Source organism: Tenacibaculum retecalamus (assembly GCF_027941755.1).
Classification (GTDB): domain Bacteria; phylum Bacteroidota; class Bacteroidia; order Flavobacteriales; family Flavobacteriaceae; genus Polaribacter; species Polaribacter haliotis_B.
This window is the reverse complement of record NZ_CP115916.1, coordinates 1,661,949-1,687,821: the sequence shown is the minus strand read 5'-3', so window position 1 is coordinate 1,687,821 and position 25,873 is coordinate 1,661,949. Positions and strand designations below refer to the sequence as shown.

Here is a 25,873-nt window from a genome sequence, read left to right as displayed (position 1 = left end):
CAGTAATCTTACTGTAATAATCAAGCGTAAATATGAGAATAGGAATTGTATGTTATCCTACATTTGGAGGGAGTGGAGTAGTAGCAACTGAGTTAGGAATGGCTTTGGCAGATAAAGGTCACGAAGTACATTTTATAACCTATAATCAACCTGTTCGATTAGATTTTTTTTCACATCGATTACATTTTCATGAAGTTGTAATGGAAGAATATCCATTATTTCAATATCAGCCTTATGAGTTAGCATTGTCTAGCAAAATGGTAGAAGTAGTTGAAAAACATCAACTAGAAGTTTTACATGTACACTATGCTATTCCGCATGCTTATGCAGCGTATATGGCTAAAAAAATGCTAGAAGATAAAGATATCAACGTAAAAGTGGTAACTACTTTACATGGTACAGATATTACTTTGGTAGGTAGTCATCCAACCTATAAAACAGCAGTAGAGTTTAGTATTAATAAGTCAGATGAAGTAACAGCGGTTTCTAACAGTTTAAAAGAAGATACGTTGCGATTATTTAATATTGAAAAAGATATAAAAGTAGTTTATAACTTTATTGATGGAGAAAAATACGATAGAGCACATCAAGATGAATGTAAGCGTATTGCTTTAGCTACACCCGAAGAAAAAATTTTAACACATGTTAGTAATTTCCGACCTGTAAAACGTACCGATGATGTAATTAGAATTTTTAATAAAATTCAAAAAGAAGTCCCTTCAAAATTATTAATGGTTGGTGACGGATCGGAACGTTTAAAAGCAGAGAATCTTGCAAGAGAATTAAATATAGAAAGTAAAGTGCTTTTTATAGGTAATAGTAACGAAGTTGCTAAAATATTATGTTATTCTGATCTTTTTTTACTACCATCAGAAACAGAAAGTTTTGGTTTAGCAGCTTTAGAGGCAATGGCAGCCAGTACAGCTGTTATATCTACAAATTGTGGAGGATTACCAGAAGTAAATATTCATGGTAAAACGGGATATTTAAGTAATCTTGGTGATGTTGATGATATGGCGAAAAATGCAATTAAAATTTTAAAAGACGATGTTGTTTTAAATCAATTTAAAGCCAATGCAAAAGAGCATATCAAGCTATTTTCTTTAGAAAAAATATTGCCTGTTTATGAAGCCATTTATAAAAAATGCTCAAAATAATTCATAAAAAGAGCAACATTAACTTGCTCTTTTTTAAGAATTATAATATTTTAAACTTTCGATAATTAATTGATTCGAAACTTTACAATCGATTTTAAAATCGCCGAAATTGTTTAATAAAATAAAATTGATTTCTCCGCCTATATTTTTCTTGTCATGTTTCATTAATTCCATAATTGAAGAAAAATCTTCTTCTAAAATAGCTGTTTTACCATAAATAGTAAGAATAGTATTTTTTACTTCTTGAAGTTTATCCGAAGGAAAATTCAATAATTTAGAAGAAATATAAGCTTCACAAACCATACCGATGGCAATAGCTTCACCGTGTGTTAAATTTTCTTTTTGTTCATTTTCTAAAAAGTAAGATTCAACTCCATGACCAATAGTATGCCCCCAATTTAAAACCTTACGGATGTTTTGCTCTGTAGGATCTTTTAAAACAACTTCATTTTTAATTTCTATAGAACGATGTATTAAATCCACAATATTTAATTCGTTATTATCTTTAATTTCATTAAATAAACGGATGTCATGTGTCATTCCGTATTTAATAATTTCAGCAGTACCAGAGCGAATTTCTCTTGCCGGAAGCGTATGTAAATATTCAGCATCAAGTACCACCATTTCAGGGTTAGCAAATAAACCAATCTGGTTTTTTAAAACCCCTAAATCTATTCCGGTTTTACCACCAACAGAAGCATCAACCATACTTAACAATGTTGTAGGGATATTCACGAAATCGATTCCGCGTTTAAAAGAAGCAGCTACAAATCCGCCTAAATCAGTAATAACACCACCACCTAAAGTAATTAGTAAACTTTTTCTATCAGCACCTAGTTCGGTCATCACGTTCCAAACTCCCACACAAGTTTCAATATTTTTATGAATTTCACCAGCATCAATCTGAATTACTTCAATTTTTTTATCTGTTTCTAATAAAGGTATAAATCGAGGATAACAGTGTGTAAGTGTGTTGTCATCAACCAAAATAAAAATAGACGAGTAGTTGTTATTGCGAATTAAGCTGGCTAATTCGGTATACGCTTTTTCATTAAAATGAATAGAGTATGTTGCTGCTTTAATAGAGGTCATTATTAATATGAATTTTAAAGCGAAAATAAATAGAAAAAATTAAAATATATCATAAGGGTCATTTATATTTGTGATTGAAATGAAATATAACAAGACTTCTATAATGACACTTTTTAACAACACAGCAACGGCTTTTAAATTAAAATCAGATTCAGAGTTAGAGCGCGCATACTTTTTATTTAAAATGATACAAAACCAACCAATGGTACGTATTGGTACAGCGGTAACTAATTTTGCCTTAAAAGCACATTTACCAGTAGAGGGTTTAATCCGTTCTACTGTTTTTGATCATTTTTGTGGTGGCGTAACTGAAGATGATTGTTTGCCGAATATCGAAAAAATGCATGAGAAAGGAAATGTGCATAGTATTTTAGATTATTCGGTAGAAGGAAAAGAAGATGAAGCACAGTTTGATGATGCTTTAGAAATGACGTTGAAAACAATTGATTTTGCTGAAGAAAAAAAATCAATTCCCTATGCGGTATTTAAACCAACAGGTTTTGGACGTTTTGCTTTGTATCAAAAGTTAACAGAAAAAGAAGGACATACTGCAAAAGAAAAAGTAGAATGGGAAAGAGTGGTAGCGCGTTTTCATACTGTGTGTAAAGCGGCTGTAAAAAAGGATGTTCCGTTATTAATTGATGCAGAAGAAAGTTGGATGCAAGAAGCTGCAGACGATTTGATTGAAGAATTAATGGAAACGTACAATAAAGACAAGGCAATTGTTTTTAATACTTTACAAATGTACCGCCATGATCGTATGGGTTATTTACGTGGTTTATATCAAAAAGCACATCAAAAAGGCTATTATATAGGGATGAAAGTGGTGCGTGGTGCTTATATGGAGAAAGAGCGTGAGAGAGCAGAAAACAAAGGATATGCATCTCCTATTTGTGTTGATAAAAATGCTACCGATACGAATTATAACGAAGCTGTTCGCTTTATGATGGAACATAAAAATATGGCAATTTTTGCAGGAACACATAATGAAGACAGCTCTTATTTGTTAATGGATTTAGCCAAAGAATATAATATTAAAGCGGATGATAAGCGTATGTGGTTTGGTCAGTTATATGGGATGAGTGATCATATTAGTTTCAATTTAGCGGCAGAAGGTTATAATGTAGCAAAATATGTTCCGTTTGGCTCTGTACGAGATGTGATGCCTTATTTAATACGTAGAGCAGAAGAAAACACTTCAATAGAAGGACAAACCTCAAGAGAGCTTAATTTATTGAAAACAGAAAGAAAACGTCGTAAGCTATAATGAATACTGTTGACGAAATAAAGGCAGCAATTCAAATAAACAAAAAACGCCTAGCAAAAGAGCTTCAAGAAAGCAAAGAGCTAGTTTTTTTGATAAAGAAATCGATTACCACAAAGTTATCTGATGAAGAAATATCTAAGGTTAAAAAACAAACCTTAGATATTTGTAAAGCAATTCCTGCATTTGCAGTATTTATGCTGCCAGGAGGCGCATTATTATTGCCGTTGTTAATAAAATTAATACCAGATATACTACCAAGTGCCTTTAGAGAAGACGATAAAACTTTAGACGAAGAAAAATAATTCATCGAGATTTATATAGTATTCATTTTTAATACACTACTTTTGCAGCTTTAAAAAACGAGCAAGAATGCAACCAATTAGAAACATCGCTATTATAGCACACGTTGATCACGGTAAGACTACCTTGGTAGATAAAATTATAGATCAAGCAAAAGTTTTAGACGATCGTAAAGAACGTACTGATTTATTGTTAGATAATAACGACTTAGAACGTGAAAGAGGAATTACAATTCTTTCTAAAAACGTATCAGTAAACTATAAAAACACAAAAATCAATGTAATTGATACACCAGGTCACGCCGATTTTGGAGGTGAAGTAGAACGTGTATTAAAAATGGCTGATGGTGTTTTATTATTAGTTGATGCATTTGAAGGCCAATGCCACAAACTCGTTTTGTATTAGGTAAAGCTTTAGAATTAGGATTAACACCTATCGTAGTTGTTAACAAAGTAGATAAAGAAAACTGTACTCCTGACATCGTTCATGAAAAAGTTTTTGATTTAATGTTTGCTTTAGAAGCTACTGAAGAGCAGTTAGATTTTACTACCATTTACGGTTCTGCAAAGAACAATTGGATGAGTACTGACTGGAAAAACGAAACTGATAATATTGTACCTTTATTAGATGCTGTATTAGAATCTATTCCAGAAACTAAATACAACGAAGGAACTCCACAAATGCAAATTACTTCTTTAGATTTTTCTTCTTTTACAGGAAGAATTGCTATTGGACGTGTTTTTAGAGGTGATTTAGAAGCTGGTAAAGATTACATGTTATGTAAAGCTGACGGTACAACTAAAAAAGTAAGAATTAAAGAACTACACGTATTCGAAGGAATGGGTAAAGTTCAAGTAGATAAAGTTCCTTGTGGAGATATTTGTGCTATTACAGGTATTGACGGATTTGAAATTGGTGACACTATTGCTGATTTAGAAAACCCAGAAGCATTACCAAGAACAGAAATTGACCAACCTACCATGAGTATGTTGTTTACAATTAACAATTCTCCTTTCTTTGGTAAAGAAGGTAAATTTGTAACATCTCGTCACATTCGTGATCGTCTGTTTAAAGAATTAGAAAAGAATTTAGCTTTAAAAGTTGAAACTACAGATTCTGAAGACAAGTTTAACGTATTTGGTCGTGGAGTATTACACTTATCTGTATTGATTGAAACAATGCGTCGTGAAGGATATGAATTACAAGTGGGAAGACCACAAGTAATTATAAAAATGATTGATGGTAAGAAACATGAGCCAATGGAAACATTGTCTATCGATGTACCAGAAGATGTTGCTTCTAAAGCTGTAAACTTAGTTTCTTTACGTAAAGGAGATTTAATGATTATGGAGCCTAAAGGAGATTTACAACACTTAGAATTTACAATTCCATCTCGTGGATTAATTGGTTTACGTAATAAAATTTTAACAGCAACAGCTGGTCAAGCAATTATTAACCATAGATTTAGTGAGTATGGACCTTATAAAGGTGACTTTACTGAAGAAGTAAAAGGAGCTATCGTTTCTGCTGCAACTGGTAAAGCAACAGCATATGCTTTAAACCGTTTACAAGATAGAGGTAAGTTTTTTATTGATGTTAATCAAGAAATTTATATCGGTCAAGTAATTGGAGAAAACTCTAAGTCAGACGATATGGCTGTGAACTTAATTAAAGGAAAGCAATTAACAAACATGCGTAAATCGGGTACAGATGACGCTATGAAAATTGCTCCGAAAATTGATTTTTCTTTAGAAGAAAATATGGAATATATTAAAGCTGATGAGTATTTAGAAGTTACTCCAGAAAGCTTACGTATGCGTAAAATTGTTTTTAAGGCATAACTCTTAAAATCTATATAAAATAAAAAGCTCAAGTTGTAAACTTGAGCTTTTTTTATGTTTTTAATTTAATGTTGCTATTGTATGGATTGTGCATTAATTTCTTCAGTTATTTTTAAATTAAAACAAACAAGTTTATAATATTTACGATTTTATAATCATTCAAACTCTTAAAAAATATTTTAAAAAAAAGATGTTTTTATTCTAATAGTCTAATAAATATATGAAAACGGCTATATTTGTGTAACTTGTATATATTTAATTATTATATTAAGTTTTTTAGTTGGATTTAGGGAGTGACCTTGAATTTGTACATTAAATGAACAAAAAAGCAGCATGTTATTTTAAATTCTAACGAAAATACCACAAAAACAATTCAATCATTAGATGAATTAGTTACCGCACTTTCAGAAGGAGAGAGGACGACCTTCAATCACATAATACATTCAGTAAAATTACCGATAAAAACTTTTGAAGACTATATTTCATGGTCTGAAGAGTGTTACACTCGAAATTGTATTGTTAATAACGAAAAGTTTGAATTGATCTTACTTTGTTGGGAACAAGGACAAATAACTCCAATTCATGATCATGGTGGTGAGGAATGTTGGGTGAAAGTTATTGAAGGAGAGTTTCGAGAAACTATTTATAAAGAAGATGAAGTAGGCGGACTTACTTTTGTTAAATCATCTGTTTCAAAAGAAAATACTGTAACTTATATGAAAGATTTTATGGGTTTTCATAGTTTGGAGAATTTATCAAAAAAAGAAGTATGTCACTTCATTTATACGCAAAACCTATTCGAAAGTGCAGAGCATTTGACGAGAAAACAAAAACGTTTGTAGATAGAATATTAACTTATTGTACGACTGTATAATTATAATCAATTTTTAAAAAGTAGCATAAAATGTCTGATATAAGTAAAGATTTAGCTTTATTTAATGAACTCGTGGAGGGGTTAATTAATGAAGAAGAAAAAAATCCTGTAGCAGAAAGAATAGATTCGAATAAATTATATGAGTCTATTGATCTCTCGCTAAATGAGTCAGCAATGATTGATGATAAGTTTAAAATATTGCTCCGAGATGTACTTATTTCGACTCCCAAAACAGCAACAAACTTATTTTTTAACCAACTTTTTGGCGGAAGACAAAGCAAAGCTGTTTTAGGTGATTTATTAGCTGTGATGTTAAATAACAGCATGTACACATACAAAGTTGCAGGACCTCAAGTAGGAATAGAACAAGAAATTATTAGACAATCTTGCGACTTAGTTGGGTATGGGTCTCAAAGTAACGGAACATTTCCAACAGGTGGATCCATGAGTAATTACATGGCTTTGGTTATGGCTAGAGACGCCAAAGATCCTATGTGCAGGTTAGATGGAATGTCGAAACCAATGATTATTTATACTTCTAAAGAATCTCATTATTCGAATGCTAAAAATGCAAGTTTTACAGGAATAGGAAGAAAAAATATCCGTTATATTAAAACGGATGCTAAGGGAAGAATGATTCCGGAACTATTAGAAGCACAAGTTATTGAAGATCTTAATAATGGATTTATTCCAACATATGTAAATGCAACTGCCGGAACCACCGTTTTAGGAGCTTTTGATCCGATAGATAAAATTGCAGACATCACAGATAAGTATAATATATGGCTTCATGTAGATGGTGCATATTGTGGAAGTGTAATTTTTAGTGCTACCTATAAACACCTTGTAAAAGGAGTTGAGAGATCAAACTCATTTAGTTATAATGCCCATAAAATGATTGGAACGCCAATGACGTGTTCAATTATTTTAGTAAATGATAAAAAACAACTGCACGATTCGTTTAGTAATGAAGCTGATTATTTGTATCAAACAGATGGTGACGATTTTAACTTAGGAAAAACTTCTTTTCAATGCGGAAGAAGAAATGATGCCTTAAAATTTTGGACATTATGGAAATCTGTAGGAACATTTGGATTGCGCAAAATTGTAGAGCAACAATTTGATTTAGCAAAAATTGCTTTAAATTATATTAAAAATAATTCCGATTATACAGTTTATAGTTTTGATAATTCTATTTCTATATGTTTCAATTATAAAAATATTGATCCAATAGCGCTTTGTACAGCTTTGTACGAAGATCAAATTACTGTTGTAGGATTCGGATCTTTTGAAGAAGATACTTTTATTAGATTGGTAACAATTAATGCAAATAATGAGGAAACTGATATCTTTAATTTCTTTAAAGTATTAGAAGAATTTGTAGAAAGAACACCGAGTTTAACAAAAGGAGTAGAATAGATTCTTTAAAAATTGGTAAAAGAAAGTCTACTGTTTTTCTTTTATAAGAAGATAAGTCATTTTAAAAAAGAATTCAATTTATACTGATATTTAAAACAGTAAACCACCTCTAGAGGTGGTTTACTGTTTTAAAAAATTGTTGTTGTGTGTTTATGGAAAGAAATAAAAAACTACCATAGCAAATGTAGGGGGAATACTGCTTTTGGTAGTTTTAAAATTATGCATTATTAATTAAAAGGGATTAATCAATAAAAAGGAGTTTAATTAATTAGGGGATTAATTAAGGAAGTTATTCGTTAGGGGAATTAATAACTTCGTTACAAATATATGAGGATAAAAGGAGGGTAAATTGATTGTAGTAATTTTGATGTATATTTTATAGCCATTGATTAAAAAAAATAAAAAAACTGTTTATTGTAGTATAAAAGTCTATAAATGAATGTTGTTTTCTGTTTTAGAAAATTGAAGTGGTTATTTTTATTGTTGAATTTAAATTTATTACTATAAAAGTAATATATCAAAGAAGAAATTATCATCCTCTTTAAAGCTGATTTTAGTTATTTTAAAAGTTTGTTTATTTTTTTAGGGAAAGAAAAAAACTATCAAAACATATATAGGGGAATAGTGTTTTGATAGTTTTTGAGATGTACATTATTAATTAAAAAGGGGTATTAATAATGATGGCTTTAATTAATTGAGGGATTAATTAAGAAAGTCATTAGTTAAGGGGATAATTAATAACTTCTCTACAAATATATCCGAATAAAGAGTGTGTAAATTTTTTGTAGTGATTTTGATGTATATTTTTATTTACATATATTAATAAACAGCATTGGGTTTTTGTTTGAATAAAAAGATGTTTGTTTAGGATTGATATAGAATAGTAAATATGTTTTAAAAGTGTTAATTTATTGTTTTTTAATTGTTTGTGTTTTGCCAGTGGTTTTGTTTTTTTTAGTTAAGTAGTATGATGTTCTTTTTTAGTTTTAAGGCATTAATTATTTTATAAATTTATTTTAGCTTTCTTTTTTTCAATCTTTTAAAAAAGATGTTTTTTTGTTTTGTGTAGTATATTTGACGTATATTTAAGATGTTATTTAATGAAAAGTGACATTTAATTTCAGTGCGGGGGCATTGTGTAGTATTGATGAAGTATATAATGAGAGTTCTTTTTAAGAGTAAAATGAGTTTTAGAATCATAATTTTTTTGTTGTTTACTATAAATATGAGCGGACAAGAAAAAGAAAGTGTTTCAAAAAAAGAATATAAAGAAATAATTGTTAAAGGTTTTTATACATTTCAAAATGATGAAAAGCCACAACTTTTAGATAGTTTATTATCAATTATTAAACTTAATAAATTTACAATTAAGGAAGATTCTATTAATAGTAAGATTTTATACTTAAAAGGTGTTAATAATCTGGAATTAAATAGGTTTAAAAAAGCGGAAGATTTATTTGTTAAGTCATTTGAATTAGCAGAAAAAACAAACGATACGTTTTTAAAAGGATCCATATATAATTCTAGAGGAATAATCATTTCAAAGGCTTACGGAAATTATGTTAAATCAGGAGAATATTTTAAAAAAGCAATAGCTAATTATAATGAAATTGACAATTTATCGCAATTAATAGATGCGTATTATAACTTAACTATAAACGCAAGAAAACAATTGAAGTGGCAAGAATCTATAACTTATGCAAAAAGTTTTTTAAAGTTCATAGTAAAAGACGGAAAAAGAATCGATGGTGTAGGTAAGATGTATTATTTTATTGCTGACAATTATTTTGAGCTTAAAAAAAATGAAGAGGCTTTAATAAATTTAAAAAAAGCAGAAAGTTTAACAATTAAAACAGATAGTGAACTTTACAGTTTAATTAACGCTTCGTATGCAAAGTATTACGAAAGTAAAGGTGATTTTACCTTAGCTATACAAAAATATAAGGAGGTTAATAAAAATTTAGAAGAAACAATTATTAACGACGAAAAAAGAATTAAGGCTTCTTTTGTAAAGGAGTTAGAGTTAGAAAGTGAATTAAAGGACAAACAAAACCTTATAATTAATAACCAAGAAACGAAACTTATTGTAAGTGGAATAACCGCTGTTTTTTTTATAGCATTAACTATATTTTTTATTTTTCTAGGCAGAAAAAACAAAAATAAAAATAAACAAATTAAAAATTTAAATACCGATTTAAAACAGTTAATTTCTGAGTTAAAAATAAATAATGAAGATTTAAGGGATAAAAAAAATGAAATACTAACTCTTTTAAACTTAAATGAACAAACATTGTTTTCACGTGTATTAAAAATAACAACCTATAACGATACTATTAAGAAAATAAGCGATGATATAGAAAGCTATACAGAACAGAATTCAGAGGCGTCTAGTTATTTAATAACCGTAAATAAAAAGTTATTGAGTTTAATTTCTGAAGAAGAATTATGGGATGATTTTAAAGTCCAGTTTGAAAAAATAAGACCTGAGTTTTTTAGTAAATTAAAAAAAATAGCACCGAGTTTATCTGTTAATGATTTAAAGCATTGTACTTATATTGTTTCTAATTTAAAGAGTAAGGATGTATCTCAGCTAATAAATGTATCTCCTAGAAGCGTTGAAACAACAAGGTATAGGATAAAGAAAAAAATGGGATTAGAAAAAGAGGATAATTTACACGACTTACTAAGTAATTTGTAAATTTTATTTTTTTTGAAATAAATTTTATTATTTAAATTATAAGTAGCATATTTGCATCATCAATAAGAATAATAATGAATTTTAATCAATTACATCATCACCATCATCATATTTTGCACTCAAGCGAACTGAAGATGTATTGAATAAAATCAAAAATATATTTTAAACCCGTTTGAGTAAATCAAACGGGTTTTTTATTTCCAAAAAGGAAATTATCTCCAAGCTAAGATTTACTCAAATAAATTAACAAACAAAATGAGTAAATTAAGAATAGCAATTCAAAAATCAGGAAGACTAAATCAAGATTCATTACAACTTTTAAAAGACTGTGGTATTTCTATAGATAATGGTAAAGACCAACTAAAAGCATCAGCAAGTAACTTTCCTTTAGAAGTTTTTTATTTACGTAACGGAGATATTCCTCAGTATTTAAGAGACGGTGTGGTTGATATTGCTATTATTGGCGAAAATGTACTGATAGAAAAAGGAAATGATTTAGAATTTGTAGAGCGTTTAGGATTTTCTAAATGCAAGGTTTCTATAGCAGTTCCTAAAGAATCTGGTGCAAACTCTTTAAAGGATTTAAACGGACAAAGAATTGCAACTTCATATCCAGAAACGGTAAAGAAATATTTAGCTAAAAATAAAATAGACGCACAATTGCACATCATTAATGGTTCTGTAGAAATTGCACCAAATATAGGATTGGCAGACGGAATTTGTGATATCGTTTCAAGCGGATCTACTTTATTTAAAAATGGTTTAAAAGAAATTGAAGTATTATTAACTTCAGAAGCAGTTTTGGCTAATTCACCATTAATTTCTGAAGAAAGAAAAGCTATTTTAAATAAATTACAATTCAGAATTCAATCAGTTTTAAAAGGAAAGCGTTCTAAATATGTCTTGTTAAATGCGCCTAATGATAAATTAGAAAAAATTATCAATATCTTACCAGGAATGAGAAGTCCAACAGTTTTACCATTAGCAGAAGAAGGTTGGAGCTCTGTACACTCAGTGTTAGATAAAGATGAGTTTTGGGATATCATAGATGAGCTAAAACTTAATGGAGCAGAAGGTATTTTAGTGTGTCCTATAGAGAAAATGGTTGTTTAAAAATTAAGGTAGATGAGAGCAGTAGAATTAAATAAAGATAATTGGGAATCGTTATTAAAAAGACCCACAAAATCTGTTGAAGATATAGCACAAACTGTAGATGATATTTTCAAAGAAGTTAAAGAGTCAGGTGATATTGCAGTAAAAAAGTATACAGCCCTTTTTGACGGTATAAATTTAGATACATTAGAAGTTAGTTTAGAAGAGATTAAAAATGCCGAAAACTTAGTTTCTAAAGAATTAAAAAATGCTATTCAACAAGCAAAAGTAAATATTGAAGTTTTTCATGCTGCTCAAAAAACCGAAAGAATAGCAATAGAAACAACAAAAGGAGTACAATGCTGGCAAGAAAAAAAACCTATTGAAAAAGTAGGATTGTACATTCCTGGCGGAACTGCTCCGTTATTTTCTACCGTTTTAATGTTAGCTACACCAGCTAATATTGCAGGTTGTAAAGAAATTATTTTATGTTCTCCTCCGGATAAAAAAGGAGAAATTAATCCTGCAATTTTATATACAGCAGCACTTTGTGGTGTAACTAAAATATATAAAGTTGGTGGTATACAAGCTATTGCTAGTTTTACATTTGGTACAGAAACGATACCAAAAGTATCTAAAGTTTTCGATCCTGGAAACCAATATGTAACGGTAGCAAAACAATTGGCAACGCAATACGGAATTGCAATTGATATGCCAGCTGGTCCTAGTGAATTATTAGTAATGGCAGATGACTCGGCTAATGCAGCATTTGTAGCATCCGATTTATTAAGCCAGGCAGAACACGGAGCTGATAGTCAGGTTGTTTTAGTATCAGATTCATTAGATTTAATTGCCGAAGTATCAAAAGAAATAGACGCGCAACTTCTTAACTTATCTAGAAAAGAGATTACTGAAAAAGCATTAAAAAACACAAAGGTTGTTTTAATTAAAGATGAGTATGAAGCAATTAATTTTGTAAATGATTATGCTCCTGAACATTTAATTATAGTAACTAAAAATGATGACTTTTTTATAGATAAAATAGCCAATGCAGGTTCGGTATTTATAGGAAAATACACTCCAGAAAGTGCTGGCGATTATGCTTCAGGAACGAATCATACCTTGCCAACAAACGGATTTTCAAAAGCTTATTCAGGTGTTAATTTAGATAGTTTTATGAAAAGTATTACGTTTCAAAAAATATCTAAAGAAGGAATACAAAATATTGGTCAAACGATTGAAATAATGGCAGCAGCTGAAGGGTTACAGGCGCATAAAAATGCTGTTACATTAAGATTAAAAGAGATTGAAAATGTTTAGTTTAGAAAAAATAGTTCGCAAGAACATTCAAAAGTTAAAAGCATATTCATCAGCAAGAGATGAGTTTAAAGGAACTGCGGAAGTTTATTTAGATGCTAATGAAAATCCGTTTGGAACTTTAAATAGGTATCCAGATCCGAAGCAAACAAAAATTAAAGAACGATTATCAACTATAAAAAACGTTGAGAATAATCAGATTTTTATAGGAAACGGAAGTGATGAAGTAATCGATTTAGCATTCAGAATTTTCTGTGAACCAGGTAAAGATAAAGCGTTAACTTTTTCACCTACTTACGGTATGTACGATGTATCGGCAAGTATTAATGATGTTGAGCTAATTAAGCAACCTTTGGTAAATGATTTTCAAATAAGTTTAAATCAGTTACAGCCATATTTAGATATGGAGGATGTAAAAATTATATTTATTTGTTCGCCAAACAATCCAACAGGAAATTGCTTTGAGGATGAAACTATTCAGTATATTCTTGATAATTTTAACGGAATGGTAATTATTGATGAAGCTTATATCGATTTTAGTACAAGAGATTCGTACGCAACACAATTGGCTAATTATCCGAACTTAATTGTAAGTCAAACCTTTAGTAAAGCATGGGGAATGGCAGGAGCAAGAGTAGGAGTTGCCTATGCAAATTCTAACGTTATAGATTTGTATAATAAAGTAAAGCCACCTTATAATGTAAGTACGTTAAATCAAGAAGCAATTATTGCTTCATTAGATAATATTTCTTTGTTCGAAGCGAATAAAAACACAATCATTAACGAAAAAGATCGGTTAATGAATGAGTTTAAAGACATCAAGCTTATCAAAAATATATATCCAACTGAAGCTAATTTTATTTTAATAGAAGTTACTGATGCAAATGTAGTTTATAATACATTGGTAGCTAAAAAAATAATTACACGTAACAGAAACAGTTTAGTAAATAATTGTTTACGAATTACAGTTGGTAGTAAAGAAGAAAACACACAACTAATTACAGCATTAAAATCAATCGTATAAAATAGCTATAATATTCAGAACGTCATTCCGAATTCATTTCGGAATCTCATCAAGTAAATGACTATGGAAATGAGAACCTGAAATGAATTCAGGTTGACGAACGAAATTAAAAATAAGAACATGAAAAAAGTATTATTTATAGATAGAGACGGAACTTTAATTAAAGAACCTGCAGATGAACAAACAGATTCATTCGAAAAATTAGAATTTTATCCGAAGGTATTTCAAGGATTAAGTAAAATTGCAAATGAATTAGATTTCGAGTTGGTTTTAGTAACCAATCAAGATGGTTTAGGGATCGAAGTATATCCTGAAAATACTTTTTGGCCTGTGCACAATTTTGTAATGAAAACCTTAAAAGACGAAGGAATTGTTTTTACTGAAGAAATTATTGATATCACTTTTGCAAAAGATAATCAACCAACAAGAAAGCCAAATACAGGTTTATTAACCAAGTTTTTTTCTGAAGAATATGATTTAGCAAACTCATTTGTAATCGGAGATCGCTTAACGGATATTGAATTGGCAAAAAACTTAGGGTCAAAAGGAATTTACATCAATGATGAAACTTTTTTAGGAACCGATGAAATTACGGTAAAAAGAAGTGATTTAGACGAATTTATTGCTATAGAAAGTAGTGATTGGAATGCTATTTATGAGTTTTTAAAATTAGAAGAAAGAACCGATGGTATTGTTAGAAATACAAACGAAACCAAAATTGATATTCAATTAAACCTAGACGGAACAGGAAAAAGTAATATTAGTACAGGAATTGATTTTTTCGATCATATGTTAGATCAAATTGCACGTCACGGGCAAATGGATTTAGATATTCAGATTAAAGGAGATTTAGAAGTTGATGAGCACCACACTATTGAAGATACTGCTATTGCGTTAGGAGAAGTTTTTAATAAAGCATTAGGGAATAAATTAGGAATAGAGCGTTACGGGTTTTGTTTGCCAATGGATGATTGTTTAGCGCAAGTAGCTATTGATTTTGGAGGTAGAAATTGGTTAGTTTGGGAAGCAGATTTTAAAAGAGAAATGGTAGGTAAAATGCCAACAGAAATGTTTTTCCACTTTTTTAAATCATTTACAGATGGAGCAAAATGTAACTTAAATATTAAAGCAGAAGGAACAAACGAGCATCACAAAATAGAGGCAATTTTTAAAGCATTTGCAAAAGCGATAAAAGTAGCTGTAAAGAGAGATACTAGTAAAATGATTTTACCATCAACCAAAGGAACGCTATAGATAATTATAAGTTTTATGTAGTTCTATTGTGATTTTTTTGTCATTTCGAGTAAAATTGGTTGTAGCGAAGCGGAAATTAATTTTGTATCGAGAAATTGTTATCATTACAATAACTACAAATCATAATTGAAGCCTCATAATTAAAAATTAATATATGATTGCAATTATAAAATACAATGCCGGTAATATACGATCGGTTCAAAATACACTTAACCGTTTAGGTTATGAAAGTATAATAACTGATAATCCAGCAGAAATACTACAAGCTGATAAAGTAATATTTCCTGGTGTTGGAGAGGCAAGTTCTGCAATGGCTTATTTAAAAGAACGTAAATTAGACGAACTTTTAGTATCTCTTACTCAGCCAGTATTGGGTATTTGCTTAGGTTTACAATTAATGTGCACATCATCAGAAGAAGGTAACACAACATGTTTAGGTATTTTTGATACCGTAACAAAACAGTTCCCTCCTTTAATGAAAGTGCCACACATGGGATGGAATAACTTTTCAGAAATAAAATCATCAAAAATAGTAGAGAATCTAGCTATTAATGAAGATGTATATTATGTGCACGGTTATTATGCCGAAGTTTGTGAAAATACTATTGCAACTTGTGATTATATAAAACCATTTAGTTCGATTATGCAAAAAGATAATTTTTATGCCATGCAATTTCATCCAGAAAAATCAGCAAGCATCGGTGAAAAATTATTAAAAAACTTTTTAGAATTATAAAATTAAGAAAATGAGAATTATACCTGCCATAGATATTATTGACGGAAAATGTGTACGCTTAACAAAAGGCGATTATGCAACCAAAAAAATATATAACGAAAATCCTGTTGAAGTAGCGAGAGAATTTGAAGATAGCGGAATCGAATATTTACATTTAGTAGATTTAGATGGTGCTAAATCGCAACACATTGTAAATTATAAAGTGTTACAAGAAATAGCTGCTAAAACAAGTTTAAAAATCGATTTCGGTGGTGGATTAAAATCAGATGAAGATTTACGTATTGCTTTCGATAATGGCGCAAGTCAGATAACAGGAGGAAGTATCGCTGTTAAAAATCCTGATATTTTTACAGGATGGTTAACAGAATATGGTAGCGATAAAATTATTTTAGGTGCCGATTGTATCAATCGTAAAATTGCTACACACGGATGGTTAGAAACATCAGAAGTAGAGGTGATTGATTTTATCATAAAATATGAGAAATTAGGAATTAAAAATACTATTTGTACAGATGTTGCTAAAGACGGAATGCTACAAGGAGCATCTGTTGAGTTGTATCAAGAAATATTAAGTAAAAGTGGCGTTAACTTAATAGCAAGTGGAGGTGTTGCTAATATTGATGATTTAATACGACTTAAAGAAATAGGTTGTGAAGGTACAATTTTAGGTAAAGCGATTTACGAAAATAGAATTTCGTTAAAGCAGTTAGAAAATTTTATAATAAAATAATACATCATTACAAGAAAGAATAACGAAGTGATCTTTTAAAGGTTTCTTTTGATTTTTAAAATGATGATAACTATTAAATATGTTAAAAAAAAGAATAATACCTTGTTTAGATATCAAAAATGGGCGCACCGTAAAAGGTGTTAATTTTATTGATATTAAAGATGCAGGTGATCCGATTGAATTGGCAAAGCAATATGTAAAAGATGGTGCTGATGAGTTGGTGTTTTTAGATATTACTGCAACGCTCGAAAACAGAAAAACGTTGGTTGAGTTAGTAGAAAAAATTGCACAAGAAATAAATATACCTTTTACAGTTGGCGGAGGAATAAGTACTGTTGATGATGCTTTGGCTTTGATAAAAGCAGGTGCAGATAAAGTAAGTATCAATTCATCGGCAGTTAAAAATCCGCAGTTAATAACCGATTTAAAAAATCGTTTTGGAAGTCAGTTTGTAGTAGTTGCTATTGATACCAAAAATGTAGCTAATAATTGGAAAGTATTTACAAAAGGAGGAACTCATGAAACTGAGTTAGAAACCGTTGCTTGGGCTAAGGAAGTTGAAAAATTAGGGGCAGGTGAAATTTTATTAACATCAATGAATAATGACGGAACAAAAGCAGGTTTTGCGCTAGATATAACAAATGATGTTAGTAAAGCCATAAATATACCTGTAATAGCATCAGGCGGAGCCGGTAAGGAAGTCCATTTTAAAGATGTATTTACAAAAACAGAAGCGAGTGCAGGTTTGGCAGCCAGTATTTTTCATTTCGCTGAAATACCAGTGCCAAAGCTTAAAGAATATTTAAAAGAACAAAATATACCAGTACGATGAATATAGATTTTACAAAAGGAGACGGGTTAGTTCCTGTAATAATTCAGAATAATACCACATTACAAGTATTAATGTTAGGGTATATGAACGAAGAAGCTTTCTTAAAAACAAAGAAAGATAATAAAGTAACTTTTTTTAGTAGAAGTAAAAATAGGTTATGGACAAAAGGTGAGGAGTCTGGTAACTTTTTAGATGTAAAAGACATTAAGATAGATTGTGATAACGATACTATTTTAATAAAAGTAATGCCAGCAGGTCCAACTTGTCATAAAGGAACTACTTCTTGTTTTGCGGAAGAAACTCCAAAAGGTTTTTTGTATGAATTAGAACGAATTGTTAACGATCGTATAGATACTAACGATGAAAAATCATATACAAACAAATTATATAAAAGAGGTATTAATAAAGTAGCTCAAAAAGTAGGAGAGGAAGCAGTGGAATTGGTTATTGAAGCAAAAGATAATGATGCTGATTTATTTAAAAATGAAGCGGCCGATTTATTTTATCATATAGTAATACTTTTAAAAGCAAAAGGATTTACGTTAAGTGAAATTGAGGCTGTTTTAAAAGAAAGAAATTAAAATTTAGTTACTAATGGTTTTCTCTATGAAAAATCGCGAATTTTGAAGCATTAATTTTTTGGATTATAACTGATTTTTATTTTGTTATATATCTTTAGTTTAAGCACAAAACTCGCTGTTTTTCATATATGTTGTTGTTGTTACCAGTTTATTTTATTTACAGTAATAATTTTTATGACTAATTTAAGTCTTTAACTATCTTTTTAAGATGTAGGCCAAATAATATGATTTTATTAAAAGAGTTTCCTTATCAAAGAGTAAATTTTATTAATTTTTCAAAATTTTATTAGAATATATTTTATCCTTAATTTGAATTTGTAATATATATGTTCCACTACTAAAGTTAGAAATATCAATAGTTTTCTTGTTTTTTACTTCTTTTAAAAGAGCTCCATTCATGGAAAAGAGTTTAACATTAATATTTTCATCTAATAAATTGATGTAAAAGACATCATTAACTGGGTTTGGATAAAACAAAACCAGTGTAGCTATGGAAACCCCATAATCGCTACGATCTCCATTCGTTGCAGTTACTGCGACATTAAACTCATAAGTATTCTTATTTGTTAAACCTGTTATTACTGTAGTTGTTGTATTGATATCAGAAATTACTTTATCTCCAATGAAATTTGAAGATCCGCTTACTTTCCATTGTAATGTGTATGAATTAAACGTACGACCACCTAAATCTATAGGATTCCATGAAACTCTAACTTGTTTATCACCCGAAGTAGTTACGACTATTGGAGTTGGTATTACCAAACTTAAGGGTGTGGCACTTGCAGTACCAGCAGGACTCGTATCTTCTGAGGCTCTTGTTGTTATTTTAAAATCATAGATGGTGCCGTTTGTAAGACCGCTTACTATATAAGTGGTCTCATTACGATCAGTAGTGGTATGCGCCCCTACAAAATCTCCTGAAACCTGTTCATACCAAAGAATTGTGTATTGTTGAAAAGTACGTCCACCTAAATCTGATACATTCCAAGAAAGGGCTACCTCCTTACTACCCGGTGTAGCGGTTAGTGTTGGAGCAACCATAGAACCATAAGGTTTAGCTGCTATTTCATTACTTAATGAATCCTCTGCTTCTACATTGCCGTTATCATATATGGCTCTCACATAAAACTTATGTTCCGTTCCATTTGCTAGACTGCTTATTGTTTTACTAAGAACAGGTGGGTCAATAATTATTGAGATAGGGGCAAATCCTCCATCATAATACTCTATCTCATATCTAAGAATCGGTAAACCATTGTGGTGAAGTGGTTCGATCCAGCCCAAATTTACAATTCCATCTCCAATTCCTACAAGGCTTAAAAATGGAGCCAGTGAGACCTGTATGGCTTCAATATTACGGTCACCGTTAGCATCAACTCTGTCATTACCTAACACATCCTTAGTTATAGTGGCATTTGTAATAGGATGCAACAAGACTTTGTTCGACAGGATTTGATCTATCAACTCACCTGGAAAGGCCGGTGTCACCATTTCTACATCGAAATAATAAGTAGAAGCAATAACTTCGCCAGTGAAAGCAGTTCCAGTTGTATATAGACTAGGTTGAGATGTAATGGCTATTAGTGCAGCCGTATTTTGATTAGTAGTAGATTGTATATAAGTATTGTCGTCGGCAGTAAATCCATCACCAGTACCTGTATTGCCTAGTGTATTCACAAGCGTAGCTGAACCACTTGGAAAATTGATGCCGATTGCTGACTGGATGAAATTTATTTTACCAGCTCCTTTACGCACAATGAGCGGTGATGAATTCTGCTCAGTCTGGCAAGAAAAATCACAGTTGTTGTTATTCCACATCAATGAGGATGCCGTAATATTCATGTCTCCACTAGCGTCATTGATAATTCGGTCACCAAACTTTGGATTTTGATTATCTTGATTTACCCATATTGAGTTCACAATATTACTAACACTTACGTTTCCTGATACTTGTATACCACCGGATGACATAAATCTAGAACTTACAATATTTACTTTTGAGTTTGCTTGACCATCCCAACTGATGGCATAAGAGTCTCCGCCATTATTATTAAAAAACAGTGTATTTTCTACAGTTAAATCACCTGCATTTAAACTATTAATTTCAGAAGCAGAACCTAGAGTTCCCCAGTTTTTGGTATTCGTAAATTGTGAGTTTTTTATAGAAATAGAGGAACCAGTACCTGCATTTAACAGACTTCTGGGGTTACAACTAAGAGTTGACCATATTTTATCGGCATTAAAGTTTTCAAATTCTAAAACGGCATTATCTCTTACCTCAGCGATAGAATTAAATTGTTCTATAGATAAATTTTTAACGGTTACAGTAATACCTGTGTTATCTAAATTAATAATCCCAACCTGCATAAAATTGGGCATCGACGCAAGAGTACTTCCACTCGGGACCTTACCTGGGCAATCGTTTATAGAATTCCAATCACCACTAGCATTTATCCATCTTTGCGAACCAATTAAGGCGCCCCCTTTTCCGTCTATTGTAACGGATTCCGTAATGTTTAACATATAATCGCCTAGACCCCCCGGTATATATCCAAGATGAGTTGCGTTTATTTGTAATCCAGGTGTAAATTCAATGATGTCTGCCCCAGGATTGATGTTAGCGAGATCGATAGCTTCATTAATTGAACCAGGTCCATCTTTCGAAGTAGAAGTCACAGTGTAAGTTGTCTGTGAATATCCCATTTGGATACAAAATATAGTTGCTAATACGAGAATTAGTAATTGTTTCTTCATAAATACAAGCTTTTAGAATTTAAAACACGAAGTAATAGGTATAAAAATAAGAAAAAATCATTTTAGAAAAAGAAAAATTATCTTTTTTTTAATTATTCAACCGATTTATTTAAGGTTAACTTTTTTAAGAATATAACTTTTTTAATTATTTAGATTCAACGTTAGCGAAGCTCGTGTTTTTTAAGTTGAGAATCAAGAGGAGAAAAACTAATTTTTAATTATGGTGTTTTTAAAAACAATCTTATTTATTTTTGCAGTATGAATGAATTCCAACAATTAAGAGATACACTAAGTAAAAGTGTTTTAGATACCGATTTTGTAAAAATGACTTTAAGTAAGCCTATCAAAAAGAGTGATGGTTTACCAAATATATATATTCGTTTAGTAGCAATAAAAGGAACAGAAATGTTTCAGTTTACGTATCATTATACAACAAACGATAAGGTTAAAAATTATACGATTACTGAAGCACTATCTGAATTAGAAATCTTATTGATGGATAATTTTAGAGCAGCAACTTTATTTACGTTAGCCAAGGATTTGTTGGTTTTTATTTCAAAAAAGAAAAAGGTTTCTTATCGTGAAAATGCTGCAAGTTTTAAAAATAAATTACCTGTAACACACGATAAACCTAAAGAACGGTTAGCGGAAGCTGGAAGTTATTTACACCATTTAGGAATTACAGATAAAGAAGGTAAGGTTATTCATAAAATGGCCGATAAATACCGTCAAATTAATAAATATTTAGAGATTATTGAAGGTTTATTAAAATCTACTAAATTACCAAAACATATTAATATTGTTGATATGGGATCGGGTAAAGGTTATTTAACATTTGCCTTATATGATTATTTAGTAAATCAAAAAAAATACAGTGCCACAGTTACTGGTATTGAATTGCGTAAAGAATTGGTGGATTATTGTAACGATGTTGCCGAAAAATCTGAGTTTAAAAAATTATCGTTTGTAGCTCAGCCAATTCAGGAATATGATAATAATAAAATTGATATTTTAATTGCTTTACATGCATGTGATACCGCAACAGACGATGCCATTTACAAAGGTTTATCAGCTAAAGCTGAATTAATTATTTGTGCACCATGTTGTCATAAACAAATCCGCCAGCAAGTAAAAGGAAAAGAGCAGGAGAGTCCGCTTTTAAAATACGGAATCTTTAAAGAGCGCCAATTCGAAATGGTTACCGATACGATTCGTGCGCTTATTTTAGAAAAAAGTAATTACAATACGAAAGTATTTGAATTTATAAGCAACGAACATACACGTAAAAATGTAATGTTAGTGGCAAGTAAATCATCTAAAAAGAATGATATTTCTAAAATTGATAATAAAATAGCTGGTTTAAAAGAAGCCTACGCTATAGAAAATCACTATTTAGAAACACTTATATAAGCGTATTTTGACTGATTAATGTTTACGTCAACCTGAATTTATTTCAGTTTTTCGAGGCAATTTAGTGTTGCTTTTTAGGATGTGATACTGAAACAAGTTCAGTATGACGACTATGTTTTTTTTATGTAGATTTTACGTCAACCTAAATTTATTTCAGGTTTTCGAGGCAATTTAGTATTGCTTTTTAGGATGTGATACTGAAACAAGTTCAGTATGACGACTATGTTTTTTTATGTAGATTTTATGCAAACCTTAATTTATTTCAGGTTCTCATCATAATTTAGTTTGCCTTAAGAGAATTTGATTCTGAAATAAATTCAGAATAACAATTTGATATTTATAGAATATGCTTTGATATATTTCATGAAAAAAATCACCATTATTGGTGATTTTTTTGTTTTTAAAAACTTTGCAGGTTTTAATAAAATAACTAGAAATATAGAAATTAGCTATAACTTAATAAATAGGTTAGCCCCGATTGTAGCATTTGTTTGAGCTCCTCGCAGAGAGCGAGTGCGAAAAGCGGGAAATAGCTTCTAAAAAACATATTTTAATCCACTTTTATAAATTATGATTATAGTATTTTTACTTTTCAAACTTTGATGATATGAAAAACTCCAAATTATTAATTATTGCAGCATTTTTTTCGATATATATTATATGGGGATCTACTTATTTATTTAATAAAATTGCGGTAACCGAATTATCTCCTTTATTTTTGGCTTCTATTCGATTTTTAGTGGCTGGTGTGTTGATTATGATCATTGCTACATTGTTAAGAATATCAATAAAAATTACCAAAACTCAACTTTTAAATTCAGCAATAGCAGGTTTTTTGTTTTTAGTATATGGAAACGGAGTTTTTGTATGGGCGTTAAAATATGTTGATACAGGTTTTGCGGCATTATTAGCATCAACACAACCGTTGTTTGTACTTTTTTTATTGCGTTTAATAGATGGTAAGAAAATGCAAAGGAAATCGATAATTGGTGTGTTATTTGGTTTAGCGGGAATGTATTTATTGGTAAGTCAGAAAGAAATAACAACTTCTGAAGGTGGTGTTTTAGGTATTTTTATGATCTTAACCTGTGTGTTAAGTTGGAGTTACGGAAGTGTTTTTGTATCGAAAGCTGATTTACCTAAAAATTACTTGGTTGCTACGGGATATCAAATGTTAATAGCAGGATTTATATTAGCAACATCAAGTTTAATTTTTAAAGAGACTTGGGTTTCGCCGTTAAATTGGGCTTCTAAAACACAAGGAGCAATGTTGTTCTTGATTATTTTTGGAGGTATTGTTGCGTTTACAGCATTTAATTATCTTTTAAAATCGGTGTCGCCAGAAAAAGTAGCAACATCAGCTTATGTAAACCCGATAATAGCCTTGTTTTTAGGCTGGAGTTTGTTAGATGAACAACTTACAGAACAATCGGTAATAGCATCTGTAATTTTACTAACCGGTGTTTATTTTATAACTTCAAGAAAAAGATCGGTAAAAACGGTTGCAAGAAAGGGATCGTAAATTAAATTCCTGTTCCTGATAAATGCATTACAATAGAGCCAAACTCATGAAAAATTGTTAAGCCAGCTTCTTTTTTTCCTAAACTTTTAGGGGAGAAAAGAATATTGAATTTTAGTTTATCATCTGTTAGATAGGTGCCTTCTGCAATTCCCTGAATTGTAAATTCACTAGGGTTTTTCCCTCGGATTTTTATATCGGTAACTTTTATTTTATAAGGACAGGTATTATAAATTTCGAATTCGATAATTTTAGTTGTAAAAACAGCTGTTTCTAAGATATTGTAACCTTGTGAGATTTTATCGAATTCTAAACACGATGCGCTTTTAATTTCATCTTCAGTACATGAAGAAAATGCGAAAATAAAAAGTAGTGAAAGGGCAAATGATACGCTTCTTATTATTCTCATAATTTTATTTTTCTAGTTGATATCAAAAATCCCACCAAACAATAAAAAACTTCATGATTTTACCATTCGGATGTTTTATCCAGCATAAAGGTGCTCTTTTTTCTTCTAGAAAAAAGTTAGCTTTTTCAGTATAGAGATTAAAATTTAGCCAGTTAATATTGGTATGTGGTGTTACTAGCCAATCGTGTTTATTCGGAATGTGAAATTTACATTTTTTATATTGTTCGAGTTCTTTTAACGTCGCATAAAACCCAATAATACAGGCATTATTAATTAGAGGAAACTTGTTGCCATATTCTTTTAACGGAACAAATAGTTGAGCTTTAAAATAGAGTTGTTGATCAATTTTTTCAGTAATTAAATTTAGTTCATTTAGATAAGTAGCACATTGTTTAGAGTAGAGAAGCGGTAACTGTTTTTCTTTAAGCTTGGTTAGTTTTTGTACTAAAGAATCTTTTCTGTTTGGTCCTATCCAATGTTCAATTTCGGTATTTCCTACAGTATTGTCGTATAAATAAAATTTGTAAACAATTTCTACATGTATTGGTTTTTCATTTTTATATAAAATACAATCTAACTCGCCTAAAGTTAATTTTTCTTGTTGAATTTGAATATTTTCTACAATAATTTTAATTGATGGATCTTGTTGTAATTCATAAGAAACAAAGCGTTCTACTAATTTCCCTAAACGTAAGTTTTGAATAATTACTGCGTTAAAAATAGTAGTTTTACTAGTGTTTTTCTCAAATTGCTGAAAACCAAAAACACCTTTTCCATGCCATAGAAAAGGTGTTTGTAAAAATCCTTCGTATTGTAATTGTAAGTCTTTCGAGTTTTTATCCATTAAAAGAAATAGGATTGTTTTTAATTTTGCTAGCAAAAAGAAAGCCTATTCCAATACCAATTAAAAGTCCTGAAATAAAATCAATGATTTCGTTTTTTAGTATCAATTGCATTATCATTCCAATAAATATTAATACTAGCCCTGTGATTTCTTTTTTATTCATATTATTTAAAGCTAGCTAATTATTCTTTGATACCTAATTTATCCATAACTAATTGAGTGATATCAAAATTTTCATCAACATAACCAAATTCATTTCCATCAGTAGTTAAAATTTGAGTATAGCCGTTTGCTTTAGCAACTTCGCTAATAACTTCTCTTAGTTTTTTATATAATGGACGCATAAATTCATCACGACGTAACTGCATCATTGTAGTTCCGTTTTTACGAAATTTACCCATTTCTTGTTCCATTTTTTGAAGTTCAGTAATTCTAGATTTTTTATCATCAGCAGTCATTATTTTTTCTTCAGCCTTAAAAGAATCAACCTTGCTTTTGTAATCTGTAACCTGTATACTAAAAGAAGAATCTAATTTTTTACTATAATTATCAATTCTTTCTAATACAGCTTTCATTTGAGGCATTTTACCTATAATTAATTCGCTATTTACGGTGCCTAATTTAGTTTGAGAAAAAGATACCGTTGATAAAAGAATTACTGCTAAAAATATAATTTTTGACTTCATGTTTTTTTGATTTTTTTTGACAAATATAAAAAAGTGA

General features: G+C 30.1%; 22 protein-coding genes and 1 pseudogene. 17 read left to right on the top strand and 6 right to left on the bottom strand.

All coding sequences use genetic code 11. The features are described 5' to 3' along the window. Positions 1-32 precede the first annotated feature (32 nt). Positions 33-1,157 carry an N-acetyl-alpha-D-glucosaminyl L-malate synthase BshA gene (gene bshA, locus PG912_RS08025; protein ID WP_275687123.1) on the top strand — a complete coding sequence of 375 codons (1,125 nt, stop codon included), beginning with the start codon at positions 33-35 and terminating at the stop codon, positions 1,155-1,157. A 33-nt stretch (positions 1,158-1,190) separates the two neighbouring features. On the opposite strand, the gene aroB is transcribed toward bshA, so the two are convergent. Continuing rightward, positions 1,191-2,249, bottom strand: a complete 1,059-nt coding sequence (gene aroB, locus PG912_RS08020) for a 3-dehydroquinate synthase (protein WP_275687122.1) — start codon at positions 2,247-2,249, stop codon at positions 1,191-1,193. Positions 2,250-2,352: 103 nt separating this feature from the next. Between aroB and PG912_RS08015 the strand changes: the two genes are divergently transcribed. The 14 genes and pseudogenes from PG912_RS08015 to hisIE all read left to right on the top strand — a co-directional run bounded on the left by PG912_RS08015 (position 2,353) and on the right by hisIE (position 18,214). Further along, entirely contained in the window at positions 2,353-3,516 is a 1,164-nt protein-coding gene (locus PG912_RS08015) for a proline dehydrogenase family protein (protein ID WP_275689028.1), read from the top strand. Further along, positions 3,516-3,818, top strand: coding sequence for an LETM1 domain-containing protein (locus PG912_RS08010; protein ID WP_275687121.1), 303 nt, complete (start codon positions 3,516-3,518; stop codon positions 3,816-3,818). Before PG912_RS08015 ends, PG912_RS08010 begins: the two co-directional genes overlap by 1 nt. A 67-nt stretch (positions 3,819-3,885) precedes the next feature. After that, a pseudogene (gene typA, locus PG912_RS08005) lies at positions 3,886-5,657 on the top strand (translational GTPase TypA). A 338-nt stretch (positions 5,658-5,995) separates the two neighbouring features. Continuing rightward, positions 5,996-6,499, top strand: a complete 504-nt coding sequence (locus PG912_RS08000; protein WP_333780703.1) for a cysteine dioxygenase — start codon at positions 5,996-5,998, stop codon at positions 6,497-6,499. A 62-nt stretch (positions 6,500-6,561) separates the two neighbouring features. Continuing rightward, positions 6,562-7,950, top strand: a complete 1,389-nt coding sequence (locus PG912_RS07995; protein ID WP_275687120.1) for a pyridoxal phosphate-dependent decarboxylase family protein — start codon at positions 6,562-6,564, stop codon at positions 7,948-7,950. A gap of 1,225 nt (positions 7,951-9,175) precedes the next feature. Further along, positions 9,176-10,648, top strand: a complete 1,473-nt coding sequence (locus tag PG912_RS07990) for a tetratricopeptide repeat protein (RefSeq protein WP_275687119.1) — start codon at positions 9,176-9,178, stop codon at positions 10,646-10,648. Between the two features lie 255 nt (positions 10,649-10,903). After that, positions 10,904-11,761, top strand: coding sequence for an ATP phosphoribosyltransferase (gene hisG, locus PG912_RS07985; protein ID WP_275687118.1), 858 nt, complete (start codon positions 10,904-10,906; stop codon positions 11,759-11,761). 12 nt (positions 11,762-11,773) lie between these two features. Then, positions 11,774-13,060, top strand: coding sequence for a histidinol dehydrogenase (gene hisD, locus PG912_RS07980; RefSeq protein WP_275687117.1), 1,287 nt, complete (start codon positions 11,774-11,776; stop codon positions 13,058-13,060). Further along, positions 13,053-14,081, top strand: a complete 1,029-nt coding sequence (gene hisC / locus PG912_RS07975; RefSeq protein ID WP_275687116.1) for a histidinol-phosphate transaminase — start codon at positions 13,053-13,055, stop codon at positions 14,079-14,081. The genes hisD and hisC overlap by 8 nt, the downstream gene beginning before the upstream one ends. A 120-nt stretch (positions 14,082-14,201) precedes the next feature. Then, complete coding sequence (gene hisB, locus PG912_RS07970) at positions 14,202-15,335, top strand: bifunctional histidinol-phosphatase/imidazoleglycerol-phosphate dehydratase HisB (RefSeq protein ID WP_275687115.1); 1,134 nt, start codon at positions 14,202-14,204, stop codon at positions 15,333-15,335. Between the two features lie 154 nt (positions 15,336-15,489). Then, entirely contained in the window at positions 15,490-16,071 is a 582-nt protein-coding gene (gene hisH / locus PG912_RS07965) for an imidazole glycerol phosphate synthase subunit HisH (protein ID WP_275687114.1), read from the top strand. A gap of 10 nt (positions 16,072-16,081) precedes the next feature. Continuing rightward, on the top strand, positions 16,082-16,801 hold the full coding sequence (gene hisA / locus PG912_RS07960) for a 1-(5-phosphoribosyl)-5-[(5-phosphoribosylamino)methylideneamino]imidazole-4-carboxamide isomerase (protein ID WP_275687113.1): 720 nt from the start codon (positions 16,082-16,084) through the stop codon (positions 16,799-16,801). Positions 16,802-16,880: 79 nt separating this feature from the next. After that, complete coding sequence (hisF, locus tag PG912_RS07955; protein WP_275687112.1) at positions 16,881-17,633, top strand: imidazole glycerol phosphate synthase subunit HisF; 753 nt, start codon at positions 16,881-16,883, stop codon at positions 17,631-17,633. Further along, positions 17,630-18,214 carry a bifunctional phosphoribosyl-AMP cyclohydrolase/phosphoribosyl-ATP diphosphatase HisIE gene (hisIE, locus tag PG912_RS07950; RefSeq protein ID WP_275687111.1) on the top strand — a complete coding sequence of 195 codons (585 nt, stop codon included), beginning with the start codon at positions 17,630-17,632 and terminating at the stop codon, positions 18,212-18,214. The genes hisF and hisIE overlap by 4 nt, the downstream gene beginning before the upstream one ends. Before the next feature lie 267 nt (positions 18,215-18,481). On the opposite strand, the gene PG912_RS07945 is transcribed toward hisIE, so the two are convergent. Beyond that, positions 18,482-20,968: a T9SS type A sorting domain-containing protein gene (locus tag PG912_RS07945; protein WP_275687110.1), complete on the bottom strand. Its 2,487-nt coding sequence runs from the start codon at positions 20,966-20,968 to the stop codon at positions 18,482-18,484. A gap of 258 nt (positions 20,969-21,226) precedes the next feature. On the opposite strand from PG912_RS07945, the gene PG912_RS07940 reads away from it, so the two are divergent. Then, complete coding sequence (locus PG912_RS07940; RefSeq protein WP_275687109.1) at positions 21,227-22,378, top strand: class I SAM-dependent methyltransferase; 1,152 nt, start codon at positions 21,227-21,229, stop codon at positions 22,376-22,378. A gap of 607 nt (positions 22,379-22,985) precedes the next feature. Next, the gene (locus PG912_RS07935; RefSeq protein ID WP_275687108.1) at positions 22,986-23,900 is read left to right on the top strand and encodes an EamA family transporter; all 915 of its coding nucleotides are present in this window, start codon (positions 22,986-22,988) and stop codon (positions 23,898-23,900) included. A 1-nt stretch (position 23,901) separates the two neighbouring features. On the opposite strand, the gene PG912_RS07930 is transcribed toward PG912_RS07935, so the two are convergent. Genes PG912_RS07930 through PG912_RS07915 form a run of 4 tightly spaced genes read right to left on the bottom strand, consistent with a single transcriptional unit; the run spans position 23,902 to position 25,836 of the window. Continuing rightward, positions 23,902-24,306: a hypothetical protein gene (locus PG912_RS07930; RefSeq protein WP_275687107.1), complete on the bottom strand. Its 405-nt coding sequence runs from the start codon at positions 24,304-24,306 to the stop codon at positions 23,902-23,904. A 22-nt stretch (positions 24,307-24,328) separates the two neighbouring features. Beyond that, a complete protein-coding gene (locus tag PG912_RS07925) occupies positions 24,329-25,150 on the bottom strand; it encodes a DUF1853 family protein (RefSeq protein WP_275687106.1) in 822 nt (273 codons plus the stop codon). Next, positions 25,143-25,313 carry a hypothetical protein gene (locus tag PG912_RS07920; protein WP_275687105.1) on the bottom strand — a complete coding sequence of 57 codons (171 nt, stop codon included), beginning with the start codon at positions 25,311-25,313 and terminating at the stop codon, positions 25,143-25,145. The genes PG912_RS07925 and PG912_RS07920 overlap by 8 nt, the downstream gene beginning before the upstream one ends. Positions 25,314-25,332: 19 nt before the next feature. After that, the gene (locus PG912_RS07915) at positions 25,333-25,836 is read right to left on the bottom strand and encodes an OmpH family outer membrane protein (RefSeq protein WP_275687104.1); all 504 of its coding nucleotides are present in this window, start codon (positions 25,834-25,836) and stop codon (positions 25,333-25,335) included. Positions 25,837-25,873 lie beyond the last annotated feature (37 nt).